Below are 16,776 nucleotides of genomic sequence, written 5' to 3'. Positions count from 1 at the left end.
GCATTCTCATCATTCTCCACTTTATCTAGAAGTCTTTTCTTGTTGAGATCCTTCTGATATGATACAGCGGAATACTCACCCATAATATGAGCATCAAAGAAGACAAAATGATCCCCTGGTTTGTCCCGAAGAACTTCTGAAAAACAGCTCCCGTATAACCCAATAGGGCAGAAATGTCCATTTTCAAAAGGATCAAAACCCTCGAAAGATCTATAGGATTCAGCATGGTGGCTGCCAGCGAAAATCTGTCCAGTGGATAATCCTCAAAGAAGACCAGCGACATCAAAAATATTCCGTCATAGATCACCGCCAGGAAAAGCCAGAGCAGGATGGCATAACCAAAGCCTTTTATCTTGTTATCATTTACCAGTGCGATCACAAAAGCCAGCGCGGTAAAGATCATGGTTAGGAAGGCCCCGGTTATCAACAGCAAGGCGAAATTGCCAATAGCATCACTGTTGAATATTCCGTAGAAGATAAAAGGCATGCCAAGGCCAATCACCAGGCTCATTGCCAGTGATAATGATACACCGAAATACTGACCTAGAAAGATGGAACTCCGTTTTACTGGTTGCGCCAGCAGCAGTTCCGTAAATTCCTTGGAATTGTAATAATACATGACCCCGAAAATGGTCCCGATTAGGGGTACCAGGATGATGATCACATTCATTAGAGTTATTACCGCCTTGGACAGGTCATTGTTCAGGAACAATAAAACGAGCCCTAGCAACAGGTAAAATAGAAAATACACGTAGCTCCAGCGGCTTCGCATTAGGTCGTAGAAACTGTATTTTAATATCTTAAACATAACTGGTAGTTAAAATTGATGCGATCGCGTGTTCGAAGTCGGGCTGTTCGGTCTTGGTCTTCAATGCCGGGATACCTCCTTTAAAATAGATCTTGCCCTCAAGCAGGAAGACGATCTCGTCTGCAATTTCTTCCACGAAACTCATGATATGAGAAGTGATAAGAATGGTCTTTCCTTTTTGCTTTTCAGAAGTGATAAGCTCTTTAAGCCTTATATGTGAAATGGGATCCAGACCAGTGGTGGGTTCGTCGAGGATGATAAGCGAACTATCGAACATGAAGGTAAGAACCAGGTTCACCTTTTGTTTGGTTCCCCCGGAAAGGTTACTCAGTTTTTTATCCAGGAAAGGCTCAAGTTTGAATAGCTCGATAAGCCTCAGGTCATCAGCTTTTTTATAGGATCTAAGGTCTTTGATCATGCGAATTAATTCCCGAACTGTAAGGTTTCCTGGAAAATTCGCGATCTGGGGCAGATAATCAATATTATTTCGGTATTTCCAGTCGTTTTTTACTGATTTTCCATTGATTTTGATACTTCCCGAATTTGGAACTACCATCCCTAAAATACTTTTTATCAGGGTGGTCTTTCCGGAGCCATTAGGCCCAAGCACGGCAAATATGCCTCCCTGTTCGATGTTAAGATCAATGCCTTTCAGGACTTCGTTCTTGCCGAATTTTTTGTGAAGGTTTTCAATTGATATCATGAGAGACGGGTTTTAATAATGGATTTTGATCCATCAGGTTATCTGGTGTAAATACCGGGGAAACCTTTTCCGAAAAATCGATAATGTCGATGAACAGACTTCTTAAAAGGATGATGGTTTCCGGGGTTCGGTTTACGATGTAGGAAAACAGCTTTACTGGTCGGTACGGGACATCGCCCAGGCCGTCCTTGTTGAGGTCATAACCCGTATAGCTGCTCCAGTAATTTCTGTCAAAACTGTTATCATTTAGCTTGCTGTTATAGGAAATGTCGAATGAATTGTTGAAGAAGTTATTCTTTGTGAAAATGTTCGAATAGCAGGCGCCGCGCACTTTTACAGCCCAGCCGTTATTTCTGAAATCATTATTGTTATAGTTGATGCGGTTCGAGCCTTCGATATTGATACCTACTGTATTTTCTTCAAAATTATTATTGCTTATTTCTGAATCATTGATCTCTTTGAGCAGCAATCCGAAGGAAGCCGGTCCCCAATTCTTGCGGAAGATATTTCCCTTCATCGTAATGAACTTGGAGAACATCACAGCTACGCCTGCACCATTATTTTCAAAAATGTTGTTTTCATAGGAATCATTATTAGAAAACATAAAATGAAGTCCGTAACGAAGGTTGTCCTTGCTAAGATTATCCTCTATGAGGATGTCATCTGAAAACTCCAGGTAAATCCCATCACGTACTTTTTGGATCTTATTGCCGGTCACTTCTATATCTTCGCAGTACCAGAGCTGTATGCCATTACCGGAACTGTACTCCTCAACCGCGTCACCCAGAATTGTATTGTTTATCACCTTGCCCTTTTTGGCTTTTTCAAGATATATTCCGAAAAACAGCTTTTCCAGCTGGAGGTTTTGAATAAGAAAGTTTTCGCTTTTCACCACCCGCACAGCAGCATAATCGGTTGTATAGCTGGTACCTACATTGATGATCTTAAGTCCGTCGATGGTCACATTATCGGATTCTATAGTAATGATCTCGCCTCGGTCCTCACCGTCTATAACGGGATGATCCTCCCCGATAATAGTGAGCGGTTTGGTGATCTGTAAATTGAATTCCCGGTAGGTACCCTTTTTTATCACGACGGTATCACCGGCCGCAGCACTTTTAATAGCAGTCTTAATATTTTTATACTCACAGCTATTGCATACTTCAAGCTGTTCTGCCTTTGCATTACTGAAGGAAAGTGCCAAAAGGATCAATATGAAAACAGGGAGTCTCAAAGGTTAGTTTTTACCGATAAATGGTTGAATTTCATGCCAGTCATATATTTCTCCTCCATGAGTTGATTGGATCTCTCTAGCAGCAGATTCATCATAAAAAGCTGAAAGATTTGCGCCCATTGGACTCGAAATATTTTCACTGATCAGGAATGTAGATATAGTAGCATCTACAAGCTCTCCCGGATTACTGAAATCAGTAACCAGGTAAAGAGCATATTGAATATCCTTGTGATCTTTCCTGAAATTGACCATGCATTCAATCGCATCGAATTTATAAACCTTGCCTTTACTGGTAACCAGTTCGGCAGCATGCTGTCGATCAACGATGGTCATTTTGCAGTATTCGCAGCCATCTTCTCCATAATGGATGGGTTCTGGACCTATTTCGCAGGAGATCAGGCTTAAGGCTAAAATGAGTATGTAAATTGAACTTTTCATGATCTAAATTTTTTGAGTTTTCCATTCTCTTTTTCCAACGAAGAATGCAATGAGAGTAAGTAGCATTCCAGCAAACAGCATATAGCCTCCTGTATGCGGATAGGAATCCACGTCAAAATTCAGCATTTTCTGGTGCCCGAACAGAGGTGGCTTGTAGGTCATTGGCGATCCGTCTGGATGTGTCATTTTCATGATGGCATTCGGGTCCAGGTCGGTACCATATTCGGTAAGCCAGAGATTGAAGTCATACATTCCAAGAACTCCAAGGATGCTCATCAGGATAAGCCAGCCCAGGAACCACCTAAAGCTTAGTTTTTTGAAAATGCCTAAAAGACCTATTACCACTCCCAGGATCACCATTCCCAAAATCACCTTTGGAAATACATCAAACTCCCACATTTCTTCAGGTTTAGGGATCTTTTTCATCCCTATATAATGGTTAAGGCCATCTATGTTTTGAATATCGAACTCGTGAACTCCTTTAATCCCCGTTATGTGGATATTCATTCCAAGAGGATCAGGATATTGCGGAGCACCCAGCATGATATTCCACAGAGGGAACTTAAACAGGCCCAGCAAAAGCAGAGAGCCAATGATCATTATTATTCCGGCTTTTTTCATCGTTATATATTTTAAGAGAAAGGCGAGAGCTCATCAACCTCCCGCCTTACGGAAACACACGCCGTCTCATTCATGCATTTCCAATCTAACTAAACATCAATCTTCACCTAGTGACCAGCTTAGTTCTATGTTTGAGTCAGCAGGAGAGACTCTAACATATCCCTGCATTTCCTGGTGCAGTGCTGAACAGAAGTCGGTACAGTAGAATGGCCACACTCCGGGTTGTTTTGGTTCCCAGACGAAGGTTTCGGTCTGTCCGGGCATAATCAACAATTCAGAGGTGTTGGCACCGATCATACTGATTCCGTGGGGCACATCGTAATCCTGTTCGTGATTGGTAACGTGGAAGTACACTTTATCTCCAACTTTGATACCTTCAATATTGTCAGGTGTAAAGTGGCTTCTAATCATGGTCATATAAACATGAACCTCATTCCCGTCTCTTTCCACGCGGGCATCTCCGTTAGAAAGGGTTGCGTGTTCGTGTTTGTTCTCATCCAGTTTATAGATCTTCTTGGAATTAGGTTTGATAATATCTGCCGGAATACCTGCCGCGTAATGCGGTTCTCCAATAGTTGGAAAATCAAGTAGTAACTCCATTTTTTCTCCAGAGATATCATAAAGCTGTGCAGAATGAGTTACCTCAGGACCTGTAGGCAGATAACGATCTTTAGTGATTTTGTTCATTGAAACAACATACTTACCGAATGGTTCAGCAGAGTTTCCTCCTGGAATCATTACGTGCCCTACAGAGTAATAACTAGGTTTTCTGTCTATTACCTCCTGGGTTTCAACGTTCCACTTTACAACTTCAGAAGAGATGAAGAAAGAAGTATATCCGTTTCCTTTACCGTCAAATTCTGTATGAAGTGGTCCCAGACCTGCCTGTTTAACAGTTCCTGCAAGAACGTCCTCAAATTTCAGGATCGGAATTCCGTATGCATCTCCGTCAAATTTTTCATTCTCTATTGCATCTATCATCTTAGAATAGGAGTGAACGGTAAGGTCGGCTGATAGTTTACCGTTCCCAATGATATACTCTCCTGTTGGATCCACATCACAACCGTGAGGGGATTTAGGAGTAGGTAAAAGGAATACTGCTCCAGGAACTTCCAGAGGATCTACTGTAAGCACCTCTTTCTTCATTGTTGAGGTTGCCGTATGAGTTTCCTCGTCGTAGATATTATGAGCATAATTTGCCGGCACTTTATTACCACCGCCGTTATTCACATATTCTTCGATCTTCTTCCAATTAACCGCCGCGATAAAGTCCTTATCGTTCTGTGAAGAGTTAACTTCCATAAGGGTGTTGGCCTCTTCGGTGTTATAAGTAGAGAAAAAGAACCAGCCGTGGGATTTTCCACGTCCCGGATGAGCAAGATCATAATCAAATCCAGGCATCATTAGTTGGAATTTGATGTCCATATGCCCTTCTTCGGGTTCTACGCTAATGAATGTAAGCGCACCTTTAAAATTACCTTTGTATTCATTTATAGGCATGTCGCGCTGAGGTACTGGTACAGAGAACCTGGTTCCTGCGACAACATATTCAGTATTTTCAGTAACGAAAGATGAACTGTGGTTTCCTGCAGAGTTTGGTACTTCAATGATCTCTGTAGTCTCGAAAGTAGTAAGGTCTATCTTGGCAATTCTCGGCGTATTGTTACCGTTAATAAATACCCAGCGTCCATCCAGTTTTCCAGCGGTTTGGGAAATGTCGGGGTGGTGAGCATCATCCCATGGGATAAATCCGTGGGAAGTGTTTAACATAGGTTTTGTTTCCTCGTTATATCCCCAGGCCTTTTCAGCGTCCTGAGAAAATACAGGAATAACCTTTAATAACCTTCCGGAAGGCAGACCGTAGACAGATAACTGTCCGCTAAACCCTCCTGAGATGAACGCGTAGAACTCATCATGTTCTCCGGGCGCCACGTATGTTTTTTCAGCGGCACTGGATGCTAAGGCTCCACGATCTCCATTTTTGGAGTTTTCACTGTTATTACAGCTAATGAAAGTTGCTGACATGAACAGCGATATTATAAATAAAACTGATTTTTTCATGATTGTAAGATTGATTTATAGGCTTATTAATTTTCGGGAATTATTACTTTGTCAACCACGTGTACAATCCCGTTGCCGGCAGGCACACTAGCAATTATTTTAGCTCCACCCACATACACATCTTCACCTTTGACTTCCACGGGGACGCTAAGGTCACTGGCCTGTCCCAGTTTTTTGAACTTCTTGAGAAACTCCTTATCGTATTTTCCCGGCGTTACATGGTGTTTTAGTATAAGTGAGAGCTTATTTTTATTCTCAGGTTTTAAAAGATCATCCACGGTACCTTCAGGTAGTGCTTCAAACGCTTCATCGGTAGGGGCAAAGACCATTAATGGCCCTGCGTTAACCAAGGCATTTTCCAGTTCGGCGGTCTGTACGGCTGCCACCAGGGTCGAGTGGTCTTCAGACTGTATTGCAATGTCGAGAACAGTAGGCTCTGAAACATCATCCTTTACAAAAGCCTGGCCCTGCCTTTCTTCACTGGCTTGTTCTGTTGAAGCAGAAATATCCTCTTCTTCTGCTTCGCTGCTATTTCTGCATGCGGAAATACCCGCAATGAGAATTGTCAATAGAAAAAATTTGATAATTGCTTTCATATTTAATTGATTTAGTTAGCTGTTTCTAGGCTTTAGTCAAGCGTCCTAAAGTATTCCAGAAGCTGTCTGGCATCTTCCTCGGTCAGGTTTTGATTGGCCATGGGAGAGCCGTTGTGTTCTATTAATAATTGTTTTGCGATAGGATCTTTAAGGATCATTTCCTCAGGATTGAGCATCATGTTCATCACCCATTCCGGGGACCTTCTGTCCAGAACTCCTTTTGGGGCAGGACCGATGAATTTCTTATCGGGTTTATGGCAGGCCATACATTTGGAATCGAAGATGGCTTTACCCTTAGCTGCCATTTCATGGTCTATCTCATCAGGAATTTCTATTTTTTTGATAGGCCCGATCCCTTTGTTGCTCATGTCATTCATGTCAACATTAGCAGATGATGCTTCAGGCTTTTTCACTTCTTCTTTTTTAGCGTAGTTTCCCAGCTGAATTTCATCAGATTCCTTCTTTTCTTCTTTTCCGCCACAGCTAATGATTATTAACAAAATCAGTAGACCAAGAGTTTTTAGTACATATTTCATGGTGATAGATATTTAAATGTTAAATCAAAAATATAGTGGAAGGGAATCAGAAAATATGACAAATATCATATAAAGGACAATTTTGTCCTTTATATGATATTTATTTTTAATTGCTTTATTATTGGAAACTGAAAATTGGGAAATTACTCTGATCTAATTGGTGGGAAAATCCAATAAAATTAGGAAATAAAGCTCAGCAAATTGCCGCTGCATTTCGCTAAACAGCTACATTTCGGGCAAAGAGCTTCGCTTTAAAAGTCTTGGACACCATCCCCGATCTTAGGCCTACATTTCGCAAATCCAAACCTATTAAATAAATTGGATTACTCCCTTCCATCCACAATCGAGAATGGAGTCCGCTTAAGCGGAATTCCATTTAAATATTTGAGGTGGCTTCCCATATTATCATATTTCACATCGTCCTTTAGAAAAACTTCCACGCCTTCACTGTCTCACTCTTTTTTTTGACAGCAAAATACCAACATTTGGAAATTGACGGACTGCATAAGCCAGTCGCAAGCTCCTTTTTATAAGTCCTTTTCAATTCCAAATATTGAAAACTGTATAGCAACAAAAAAAAGGTAACAGCGAAGGCGCTACGGGAAGTAAATCTAAAATGGACATCATGAAATCATACGATAACATATCAATGGAAGCCGCCTCAAAAACAACAAAAAAGGAAAACGCTCCAGATACAAAAAGTAAATCATATAAAAGCAAAAGCCTGAAAGGTTCAGGTAAATTATTAATCTTAAATATTATAATCATGAGCACTTTAAGAAATCATGTACAGTTGATCGGGAATGTGGGCCAGGAGCCACAAATCACGAACCTTGAAAGCGGAAAGAAAGTTGCCCGTTTTTCACTTGCCACCAATGAGTTTTACAAAAATGAACAGGGTGAGAAAGTTCAGAACACCGAATGGCATACCATAGTAGCCTGGGGAAGAACCGCGGAAATTATCGAGAAATATGCCAGCAAGGGAAAAGAGATAGGGGTAAGCGGAAAACTGAAGTCCAGAAGCTACGAGGATAACGAAGGCGTAAAGCGATACGTTACTGAAGTGGAAGCCAATGAAATCCTTCTATTAGGTGCAAGAAATGACGAATCAGTCAGGTAGTTAAAAAATAAGAGGGCGGGTACTTGTTCACGGTAACGCCCTCTTTTCACTTAACCCTTAAATACGATTAATATGAAAACTAAAGTTAATGAAATATCGATAAAATATAGAGGTAGTTTTAAAATTACAGAGGCTCCAAAGATCACCTCTTCTGAAGATGCAACCGCGGTTTTTTACAAGACCTGGAATAAAGATAAAATTGGGCTACAGGAATGTTTTAAGATTATGTTACTCAATAACGCCAATAGGGTTAAAGGTATTTATGAGGTTTCCAGCGGTGGAATCACCGGAACTATGGTAGATCTTAGAATAGTTTTCGCCGTTATACTTAAGAGTTTAACAACGGCAGTAATTCTATCTCATAATCATCCCAGCGGAACATTAAAGCCTAGTGAGGCAGACAAAAGGTTAACCGAAAAGATCATAAAGGCTGCCATACTTTTGGATATAAAAGTTTTGGATCACCTGATCTTAACTCCAGACGGCCAGTTCTTCAGTTTTGCAGATGAAGGACTTTTATAAACCATAATGATCTAATTATAAGACCTGATAAACTCAGGTCTTTTTTATTCCTTAATTTATAAAAATCGTATATTTAGAAAGCTGTAAACCAGCGAATTTAAATACTATGTTGAGCCTACTATTCTGACTTTCGCTGCTCAACATCATTATCAAAATTTTTATTTAATAAGATGCAATTCACCCTTGCCGGGTTTGTATGAAATTTTTGTCACGCCTGCGCGTGACGGAAATGGAATAGCAAGAGGATAACACGCTACGCGATGTTACATGTTCCATTTTCTTTCTAAACGCCAGGTTTTTCAGTTGATTTCAAATTCGGGGAATTTTGATTTTTCATCGATTTGCGGCAAATCGATTCGAAAGCCCTGTAAACAGGCATCGATTTGCGGCAAATTTCATAATAAAGTGAAAATATGGAGCCTTTTAAAAACATTCGATTTAAGAAAGAAACCGCGGAACGTTTTCAGGAATTTTCCCGTACCCATTTCAAAACCCATACAGAAGCACTTTCTACCATGCTCGATTTTTTCTTCTTTAACGAGATTTCTCCAAAGGAAAGATTGGGTCCTACAGGAAGAAAAATAGAAAACTCCCTGAAAAAAAGAACCAATGCGATCATTGCGATCATGAAGAATGTAGAGAAGAATAAAGCAAATCCTACCTTGGCTATTTTGCAATCGCTACTGGAAGAAAATGAACCCAAAAAGAAACCCCTGATCCTGGAAAAAAGGGATCCAACTTTACCTGAAAAGAAGTTATAATATCAAGACCATTAAAATGTATATCACCATCACCCCTCAGAAATTAGGAAGTACTTTTTCTCAAAGTGCAGCCGATTATGTGGAATACTTGGAGAAGGAAAACCAGAATCTCGAAATAGAAGAAATGGAACATTTCTTTAACCAGAGTGGGGAAAAGCTAAGCGCCCATGAAGTTGTTAGAGAGATAGATGCCAATACTTCAAAATTAAAAAAAGTAGAACCTAAATTCTATTCCATCACGGTGAGCCCGTCGCAGTATGAGCTTCGAAGATTACAAAATCATAGCCTGGACCTAAAGACCTATACCCGTGAGATCATGAAAGATTATGCGGCCAGTTTTAACAGGGAAATCAATGGAAAAGCTATAAGCGTTCAAGACATAAAGTATTATGCGAAAATAGAACACCAGAGGACTTTTAAAGGTACCGATGTTCAGGTCCGGGAAAATCAGCCGTATGCTACAAGAATATTGAAGTGTAAGGATGAAATTCAAAAAATCAAACGCGGAGAAATAAGTGGAGATGTCTCAAAACTGGAAAAAATGATAGCCCGACTTGAGAAGGAGGCGCCGCATCAGTTAAATGGACAGCGAATTACCCAAGGCATGTTAAAAGCGGGAAACCAAAGCCATATCCATATCATCGTTAGCCGAAAGGATATGTCTAATTCCTTTAGCCTTTCCCCGGGAAGTAAATACAAATCTTCTGAAGTCGAGTTTAACGGAAAACTTGTAAAACGGGGTTTTGACAGAGACGCCTTTTTCAACAGGGCAGAGCAAAGCTTTGACCGCCTATTCAAATATGAACGAAATTTTGTGGAAACTTATGAGGCCAGGAAACAATTTATTAAAGATCCCAAGATCTATTTTTCCGTGCTGCTGGGTTTACCTGCGAATGAAAAAGCGATTGCTTTTAAAATGCTAAGAGAAAGGGGAGTGCCTATGATTCCTGCTATCCCGGTCAATAAAGCGCAACTGGCACTTAAAATCTTCAATAAGCTGAAGCGCGGAATAGATACAGCGATAAGTTCCGGTTCCATCGGGGTTTAATTAATAATGTTATGACAGCCATTAATATTATACTAGTTGTATTCGGACTTTACCTCCTGTTTTTCCTGAATTTCCGGATCTTTAAAATGGCTTATTTATTCAACCTGATCATTAGTTTTTGTCTTCTTGTTTACCTTGTTTATCCAGAGCTGGATCTAAATTATATTTCAGAATTAAGCTTATACCTTGGATGTCCTTTGCTCTTAGGAAATACCATATTTTATGTTTTCCATCAGGATAAAAGGAAGGAGAACGTGGACATGAAATACCAGGTGACTTTTAAGACAAATAAGGGTGAATTCTCGATCAATAATATTCGGAGGGGAGTTTCCATAATAGGTTCAGCTGGTAGCGGGAAAACTGAAAGCCTTGTACATGGTTTTCTTAAACATTTCAGTAACTATTCATTCAGCGGGGTTATACATGATTACAAAGATTTTGAACTGACCGAAATGGCTTATCCCGTTTTTAAAAGATCACAGATTCCTTTTTATATAGTTTCCTTCGATAAGATCGTTCATCGGGTCAATCCCATTGCTCCAAGGTATCTTGAGAATGAGGAAAGCGTAAACGAAATTTCCAGGGTGCTCATTGGAAATCTTCTGGAGCAAAAAGAAACAGGGGCCACGGGAACCAATAAGTTCTTTAACGATGCGGCTGAGGGTTTGATTGGTGGATTGATCTGGAAACTGAAAACCTCCTATCCCCAGTTATGTACCCTGCCTCACCTGATCATGATCTTTCAATTACTGGATACCGAAAGCCTGATCGCTTTCCTGGATACAAATCCTATCTCAAGAACCATGGCCAATGCCTTTATTAGCGGAAAGGATTCTGAAAGACAAACTGCCGGCGTGAAAAGTACCTTGTCTAATGCCCTGAAGAAAATCAGCACCAAGCACATATTTATGGTCCTTTCGGCAGATGAAATCCCGCTGAATATCAACCACCCGGAAAATCCGGCGGTAATAAGCCTGGTGAACAATCCCAAATATGAAACCGCCTATTCGCCTGTGATCGCGACCATCATGCATACCATCACCAAACAAATGAGCGTTAGGAGGTCCAATCCTTCTTTTCTCCTGATGGAAGAAGCTCCTACCATCAGGCTACTCAATATGCATCGTATCCCGGCCACTTTAAGGAGCTACGATATCGCGACTGTTTATGTTATGCAGGATAAGATCCAGAATGATATGATGTACGGTGATAAGGCAAGCAAGGCGATCCTGGCTAACCTTTCTTATCAGTTCTTCGGAAAGGTGAACGACCCTGATACCGCCAAATATTATGAACGCTTTTTTGAGATCATCAAGGATCCTACGCGAAGTATCAGCCGTGGCTATACCCTGGACTTTGACACCCGGGTGACTACCGGTGAAAAAGAGGTGCCAAAGATCAGGGCAGATGTATTTTTTAGGTTGAAACAGGGAGAGTTTATTACGTATGCTGATGGACAGGACAGAAAATTGCAATTTCTAAACCCTTCCATAGAAAGAAGTTTGCCGGACTCATCGGTATATTACTCAGAAGAAGAGATCGAAGCGAACTTTAAAAAAATACTTGCTGAGGCGCATTCGATCTTTGGAAAATAAACTTCCAGCCTATCACTTGATTTCCTGTTGATAGCTTTTTATATTTTAGATTTTAAGATTTGGATCTTCTTTATATCTTGTTAAAAATTTATAAGGGGAAGTTATATTTTATGATTTTCCATTTCAGAGAGTGTTCCCTACTAGCTCTCTGTTATTAAACTAACCTCATTTCTGCATGCAGACGGAACAGGAAACCAATTCAAAAAGTTTCAATATACTCAAACCAAGAAAGGCACTTAATAAGGCCTTTTTAAAGGTAAAACCCAATCGCTCCCGCATAGAGAGCTTTAAAGAGAACCTTAAACAATTACTGGATCGAACCAATGATTCCGAGTCTGAGGAATTTCATAAGAACCTGGTCACCGATTTCCTGAAAAAGACCTATTACGATCCAGACCATTTCATTAATACTAAGGGGCGCAACGACCTGGTGATCCATAACGGCAAGAAGGCGAAAAGTACGGTGGGGGTGATCATTGAGGCTAAAAAGCCTAAGAATAAGAGTGAAATGATCAGCCGGGAAAGGATCAATGTAAAGGCTTTCCAGGAACTGGTCTTGTATTATCTAAGGGAACGAATCAGCCAGAAAAACCTGGAAGTGAAATACCTGGTAGCTACCAATATCAACGAATGGTATATTTTCGATGCCAATATTTTCGAAAAATCTTTCGCACAAAATAAGAAACTGGTAAATCAATTTGAGGATTTTGAGGCTGGGAGACTGGCCGGGAAAACTACCGATTTCTTTTACCGGGAAGTTGCCGAACCTTTTATAGCTCAACTGGATACATCACTGGAGTTTACTTACTTCGATATCCGGAATTATGAGAAGCCACTTCGAAATAATAACCCGAAAGACGACAATAAGTTAATTACCCTTTTCAAGCTTTTTTCTCCTGAACATTTGCTCAAACTGCCTTTTACCAACGATAGCAACAGCCTGGACAAAAGATTTTATGGCGAATTATTGCATATCATAGGCCTGACCGAAACCAAACAGGGAGGCAAGAAGATCATCGAACGGTAGAAGGAAGGTAAGCGCAATACGGGATCTTTCCTGGAGAATGCCATCATACAGCTGGATAGTACCGATAAGATAAGCCGACTGGAGAATCCTTTACAGTTTGGAGCGAATCAACAGGAACGCCTGTTTAATGTTGGTCTTGAGCTAAGTATAACCTGGCTTAACCGAATCCTGTTCTTAAAATTGCTGGAAGCCCAGCTGGTTACCTATCATAAAGGAGATAGATCTTATGAGTTCTTAAACATGGATAGAATTCATAATTATGATGATCTAAACAGTTTATTTTTCCAGGTGCTGGCGAGACAACACGGAGAGCGAAATGAAGATGTAAAGGCATTGTTCGAAAAGGTGCCTTACCTGAACAGTTCGCTTTTTGAACCAACCGATATAGAACATTCCACCTTATTTATAAGCAACCTACGGGACGATAAGATCCTTCCTATTTACAGTGCCACCGTCCTCAAGGATAAAAAAGGAAAGAAGAGAACCGGAGAGCTGAATGCCCTGGAATACCTGTTTGAATTTCTGAATGCCTATGACTTTAGCAGTGAAGGTGGGGAGACCATACAGGAGGATAATAAAACGCTTATCAATGCCTCGGTGCTGGGGCTTATCTTTGAAAAGATCAATGGGTATAAAGACGGGTCTTTCTTTACTCCCGGTTTTATCACTATGTATATGTGCCGGGAAACCATCAGGAAAGCGGTGGTGCAAAAGTTCAACGAAACCAAAGGCTGGAATTGTAAAGACCTGGATGAACTATACGATTGTATAGAAGACCGTGAGGAAGCCAATAAAATTATAAACAGTCTGAAGATCTGTGATCCCGCTGTAGGATCTGGACACTTTTTAGTTTCTGCTTTAAATGAAATGATCTCCATTAAGAACGACCTGAATATCCTGCAGGATCGTAGTGGCAGAAGATTAAAGGAGTACCAGGTGGAGGTGGTAAACGACGAACTGGTGGTGACCGATGAAGAAGGCGAACTATTTGAATACAATCCTAATTCTAAGGAAAGCCAGCGGGTACAGGAAGCGCTTTTCCATGAAAAGCAACAGATCATTGAGAACTGTCTTTTTGGTGTGGATATAAATTCCAACTCTGTTAAGATCTGCCGCCTGCGATTATGGATAGAGCTATTAAAGAATGCTTATTATAGAAATGAGACCGAACTGGAAACCCTGCCCAATATCGATATCAACATCAAGTGTGGGAACTCCCTGATAAGCCGTTTCGACCTGGATGCCGACCTGAGCAAGGCCTTAAAGGATAGCAAATGGAGCATCGACAGCTACCGGGTGGCGGTGGATACTTACCGGAATGCCGAGAATAAGGAGCAGAAGCGGGAGATGGAGCGCATCATCCACGATATCAAGAATGATTTTAGAAGCGAGATATCTTCTAATGACCCCAAAGTAAAGAGGCTGCAAAAGGTGAAGGGAGAGATCTTTATCATGGCCAACCAGACCAAACTTTTTGAACAATCTAAACGGGAAAAAGCGGCCTGGAACAAAAAGCTGGAGAAACTGACCAAGGAGAGTAAAAAGCTGGAAACCGAGATCGCAGAGATCAAGGACAATAAGATCTATGAAAACGCCTTTGAGTGGCGCTTTGAATTTCCCGAAGTATTGGATGATGAGGGGGACTTTAGAGGTTTTGATGTGGTAATTGGAAATCCACCATATATGAGAGTGCAGGAGATTCAATCATCTCAACCTCAAGAGAAAAATTTTTATGAATCGAATTACGAAAATGCAAAAGGAGCTTATGACATAGCAAACATTTTTTTTGAATTGGCTAATAATATTTCCTCTCTAGAGGGCAATAATGCTTTTATTTTCCCTCATAAATTTTTTAATTCGGCATCATCTGAAGTGTTTAGGGAATACCTCGAGAAGGGACATTTTATTGAAGAAGTAGCACATTTTGGTGCGAACATGGTCTTTGAAGATGCTGATACTTACACTTGTGTTTGCCAGTTTAATAGGAGACCGAAAATTGGATTCCTCTTTCAACGATTTAAATATAAATCAGATTTTAGGAATTTAATGTTAGATAAAAAGCTCTATACCTTCATTACTTTTGAAATGATTAAAAGATCATCCGAACTTTACGGAGGCAATCAATGGGTCCTTTTTGAAAAAAATTTAGGTTTTAATGTATTTAATAAAATCTATTCTGAAGCTAGATTATTTTCTGAAGTTTTTGAAGACATCTTTGTAGGATTGCAGACGAGTAGAGATTCTCTCTTCGTTTTAGAGAAAGTGGATGGTTCAGATTTTACATTGCGAGTACCTATCAGTGACAAAACTTATGATTTAGAAACTGATTTATTTAAGCCATTTTTAATGGGTAAAGATGTACATCGTTATGGGCATCTTGTGACAGATAAATACGTGTTTTTTCCCTACCGAATTATTAATAATACAGCTGAGATAATTTCTCTTGATGAAATAAAGAAAAAATTTCCTGAGACCTACAATTACGTTAAAGACCATGAAAAAGTATTTAAGGCAAGAGAAAGTGGGAAAGCTGGTAAAAAGCTTCACTGGAACGCTTACATATATCCCAAAAACCTAAGCAAATTTGAACAACCAAAATTATCTTCAATGGAAATTTGTGCAACTCATCCCAATGTTACATTAAATAAGAAAAATTTATACCATACCACAAAAGTTTACAGTTGGGTCAAAAAAAGAAAATGTCAAAGAATCTTACGAATTTCTTTTAGCTATAGCGAATTCAAAATTGTTATGGTGGTTTCTCAAAACTACTGGTGATACTTTACAAGGAGATGCCAGAACCTTTAAAACTAATTATCTGAATCCCTTTCCTTTGCCCAAAAAGGTGGCACCAGAAATAGAAGATAAATTGAAGTCTCAAGTTGCCAGCCTGCTGAAAATAAAAAAAGAAAACCCTAGCGCCGACAACTCTTCTTTGGAAAAAGAAATCGACCGGCTGGTTTATGAGCTATATGGGTTGACGGAGGAGGAGATTGAGATTGTGGAGAATTCATAATATAATGGATAAAACAGAAAATATTACGAATTCGAAATTTAGTGCAGAACAATTAAAAGGTTGGGAAGAGTATAGATCATCAATTTACGATCAACAAACTAAAAGTCATGATTCCTTTGAGAAAGCCATGACATTTATAACCTCTGGAGCCCTAGCTTTAACTCTTACTTTTCATGATAAAATAGTTCCCGTAGGTAATGCAAAAGCTATATTCCTAATAGCTGCTGGCTGGGGACTTTTGGCAATAACCCTTTTCGTAAATCTGGTAAGTCATTATTTGTCGAGCAAATCATTAAATAAGAGTGCGGATGAAATAGATCAGGTTATATCTTATGATTTAACATTTGATGATTTCAACAGCAACCTTGAAAACCGAAATAGGAATATTGATAGGTTGAATAAGATTACAATATGGTCACTAGGAATTGGTTTAACAGCAATAATTATGTACGTAACAATAAATATTTATAATGGCAAAAAAGAACAATCAGGATCAGAATTCAAAACCTCAGAACAGGCAACAACCCAAACCCAAAAATTACGAACAAAAGGGACAAACTATACAAAAACCAGATTCGAAACTTAATAATAATTCCAAAAATAAATAACCTATGGCTAACGATAAAAACAAAAGCGAGACAAAAAAAGGAAAAATAGATTTAGGTAACCCGATTAAAAAACCTAGCAACA

Annotated in this window: 17 protein-coding genes; 9 read left to right on the top strand and 8 right to left on the bottom strand. The window is 39.8% G+C overall.

What is annotated here, in order from left to right; all coding sequences use genetic code 11:
• Window positions 1–25: 25 nt before the first annotated feature.
• The 8 genes from G3I01_RS15025 to G3I01_RS14990 form a co-directional block, all read right to left on the bottom strand.
• Entirely contained in the window at window positions 26–808 is a 783-nt protein-coding gene (locus tag G3I01_RS15025) for an ABC transporter permease (RefSeq protein WP_219549163.1), read from the bottom strand.
• Window positions 801–1,511 carry an ABC transporter ATP-binding protein gene (locus G3I01_RS15020; RefSeq protein WP_219549161.1) on the bottom strand — a complete coding sequence of 237 codons (711 nt, stop codon included), beginning with the start codon at window positions 1,509–1,511 and terminating at the stop codon, window positions 801–803. Before G3I01_RS15020 ends, G3I01_RS15025 begins: the two co-directional genes overlap by 8 nt.
• Window positions 1,498–2,745, bottom strand: a complete 1,248-nt coding sequence (locus G3I01_RS15015) for a nitrous oxide reductase family maturation protein NosD (RefSeq protein WP_219549159.1) — start codon at window positions 2,743–2,745, stop codon at window positions 1,498–1,500. Before G3I01_RS15015 ends, G3I01_RS15020 begins: the two co-directional genes overlap by 14 nt.
• A gap of 3 nt (window positions 2,746–2,748) precedes the next feature.
• Window positions 2,749–3,183, bottom strand: a complete 435-nt coding sequence (locus G3I01_RS15010) for a nitrous oxide reductase accessory protein NosL (protein ID WP_108172013.1) — start codon at window positions 3,181–3,183, stop codon at window positions 2,749–2,751.
• A 3-nt stretch (window positions 3,184–3,186) separates the two neighbouring features.
• Window positions 3,187–3,804, bottom strand: a complete 618-nt coding sequence (locus tag G3I01_RS15005; protein WP_219549157.1) for a hypothetical protein — start codon at window positions 3,802–3,804, stop codon at window positions 3,187–3,189.
• Window positions 3,805–3,900: 96 nt separating this feature from the next.
• Window positions 3,901–5,865 (bottom strand): Sec-dependent nitrous-oxide reductase, encoded by a 1,965-nt coding sequence (nosZ, locus tag G3I01_RS15000; RefSeq protein WP_219549155.1) that lies wholly within the window; start codon window positions 5,863–5,865, stop codon window positions 3,901–3,903.
• A 26-nt stretch (window positions 5,866–5,891) separates the two neighbouring features.
• Complete coding sequence (locus G3I01_RS14995) at window positions 5,892–6,461, bottom strand: fasciclin domain-containing protein (protein ID WP_108172010.1); 570 nt, start codon at window positions 6,459–6,461, stop codon at window positions 5,892–5,894.
• A gap of 32 nt (window positions 6,462–6,493) precedes the next feature.
• A complete protein-coding gene (locus G3I01_RS14990; RefSeq protein WP_219549153.1) occupies window positions 6,494–6,997 on the bottom strand; it encodes a cytochrome c in 504 nt (167 codons plus the stop codon).
• A gap of 766 nt (window positions 6,998–7,763) precedes the next feature.
• Here G3I01_RS14990 and ssb point away from each other — a divergent pair.
• From ssb to G3I01_RS14950, 9 genes are all read left to right on the top strand, one after another.
• A complete protein-coding gene (gene ssb, locus G3I01_RS14985) occupies window positions 7,764–8,117 on the top strand; it encodes a single-stranded DNA-binding protein (protein WP_026914924.1) in 354 nt (117 codons plus the stop codon).
• 72 nt (window positions 8,118–8,189) lie between these two features.
• Window positions 8,190–8,639 (top strand): JAB domain-containing protein, encoded by a 450-nt coding sequence (locus tag G3I01_RS14980; RefSeq protein ID WP_219549151.1) that lies wholly within the window; start codon window positions 8,190–8,192, stop codon window positions 8,637–8,639.
• 413 nt (window positions 8,640–9,052) lie between these two features.
• Window positions 9,053–9,400 carry a BfmA/BtgA family mobilization protein gene (locus G3I01_RS14975; RefSeq protein ID WP_219549149.1) on the top strand — a complete coding sequence of 116 codons (348 nt, stop codon included), beginning with the start codon at window positions 9,053–9,055 and terminating at the stop codon, window positions 9,398–9,400.
• A gap of 16 nt (window positions 9,401–9,416) precedes the next feature.
• Window positions 9,417–10,448 carry a MobB family relaxase gene (mobB, locus tag G3I01_RS14970; RefSeq protein WP_219549141.1) on the top strand — a complete coding sequence of 344 codons (1,032 nt, stop codon included), beginning with the start codon at window positions 9,417–9,419 and terminating at the stop codon, window positions 10,446–10,448.
• Window positions 10,449–10,459: 11 nt separating this feature from the next.
• Entirely contained in the window at window positions 10,460–12,043 is a 1,584-nt protein-coding gene (locus G3I01_RS14965; protein WP_219549140.1) for a type IV secretion system DNA-binding domain-containing protein, read from the top strand.
• Window positions 12,044–12,218: 175 nt separating this feature from the next.
• Window positions 12,219–13,070, top strand: coding sequence for a hypothetical protein (locus G3I01_RS17170; RefSeq protein ID WP_257710645.1), 852 nt, complete (start codon window positions 12,219–12,221; stop codon window positions 13,068–13,070).
• 180 nt (window positions 13,071–13,250) lie between these two features.
• Window positions 13,251–15,848, top strand: a complete 2,598-nt coding sequence (locus G3I01_RS14960) for an Eco57I restriction-modification methylase domain-containing protein (protein WP_257710644.1) — start codon at window positions 13,251–13,253, stop codon at window positions 15,846–15,848.
• A 67-nt stretch (window positions 15,849–15,915) separates the two neighbouring features.
• Entirely contained in the window at window positions 15,916–16,086 is a 171-nt protein-coding gene (locus G3I01_RS14955; RefSeq protein ID WP_219549138.1) for a hypothetical protein, read from the top strand.
• Window positions 16,087–16,090: 4 nt separating this feature from the next.
• On the top strand, window positions 16,091–16,672 hold the full coding sequence (locus G3I01_RS14950; RefSeq protein ID WP_219549136.1) for a hypothetical protein: 582 nt from the start codon (window positions 16,091–16,093) through the stop codon (window positions 16,670–16,672).
• Window positions 16,673–16,776 lie beyond the last annotated feature (104 nt).

It is taken from the genome of Gramella sp. MT6 (genome assembly GCF_019357415.1).
Lineage (GTDB): Bacteria > Bacteroidota > Bacteroidia > Flavobacteriales > Flavobacteriaceae > Christiangramia.
The sequence above is the reverse complement of the archived record's forward strand: the minus strand, read 5'-3'. Positions and strand labels throughout refer to the sequence as shown.

Excerpts from the sequence above, each read along its gene's own strand:
- G3I01_RS15020 (WP_219549161.1), bottom strand. The coding sequence starts at position 1,511 with ATGATATCAATTGAAAACCTTCACAAAAAATTCGGCAAGAACGAAGTC.
- G3I01_RS17170 (WP_257710645.1), top strand. The coding sequence starts at position 12,219 with ATGCAGACGGAACAGGAAACCAATTCAAAAAGTTTCAATATACTCAAA.
- G3I01_RS14980 (WP_219549151.1), top strand. The coding sequence starts at position 8,190 with ATGAAAACTAAAGTTAATGAAATATCGATAAAATATAGAGGTAGTTTT.
- ssb (WP_026914924.1), top strand. The coding sequence starts at position 7,764 with ATGAGCACTTTAAGAAATCATGTACAGTTGATCGGGAATGTGGGCCAG.
- G3I01_RS14950 (WP_219549136.1), top strand. The coding sequence starts at position 16,091 with ATGGATAAAACAGAAAATATTACGAATTCGAAATTTAGTGCAGAACAA.
- G3I01_RS14965 (WP_219549140.1), top strand. The coding sequence starts at position 10,460 with ATGACAGCCATTAATATTATACTAGTTGTATTCGGACTTTACCTCCTG.
- mobB (WP_219549141.1), top strand. The coding sequence starts at position 9,417 with ATGTATATCACCATCACCCCTCAGAAATTAGGAAGTACTTTTTCTCAA.
- nosZ (WP_219549155.1), bottom strand. The coding sequence starts at position 5,865 with ATGAAAAAATCAGTTTTATTTATAATATCGCTGTTCATGTCAGCAACT.
- G3I01_RS15005 (WP_219549157.1), bottom strand. The coding sequence starts at position 3,804 with ATGAAAAAAGCCGGAATAATAATGATCATTGGCTCTCTGCTTTTGCTG.
- G3I01_RS14990 (WP_219549153.1), bottom strand. The coding sequence starts at position 6,997 with ATGAAATATGTACTAAAAACTCTTGGTCTACTGATTTTGTTAATAATC.
- G3I01_RS15010 (WP_108172013.1), bottom strand. The coding sequence starts at position 3,183 with ATGAAAAGTTCAATTTACATACTCATTTTAGCCTTAAGCCTGATCTCC.
- G3I01_RS14975 (WP_219549149.1), top strand. The coding sequence starts at position 9,053 with ATGGAGCCTTTTAAAAACATTCGATTTAAGAAAGAAACCGCGGAACGT.
- G3I01_RS14995 (WP_108172010.1), bottom strand. The coding sequence starts at position 6,461 with ATGAAAGCAATTATCAAATTTTTTCTATTGACAATTCTCATTGCGGGT.
- G3I01_RS15025 (WP_219549163.1), bottom strand. The coding sequence starts at position 808 with ATGTTTAAGATATTAAAATACAGTTTCTACGACCTAATGCGAAGCCGC.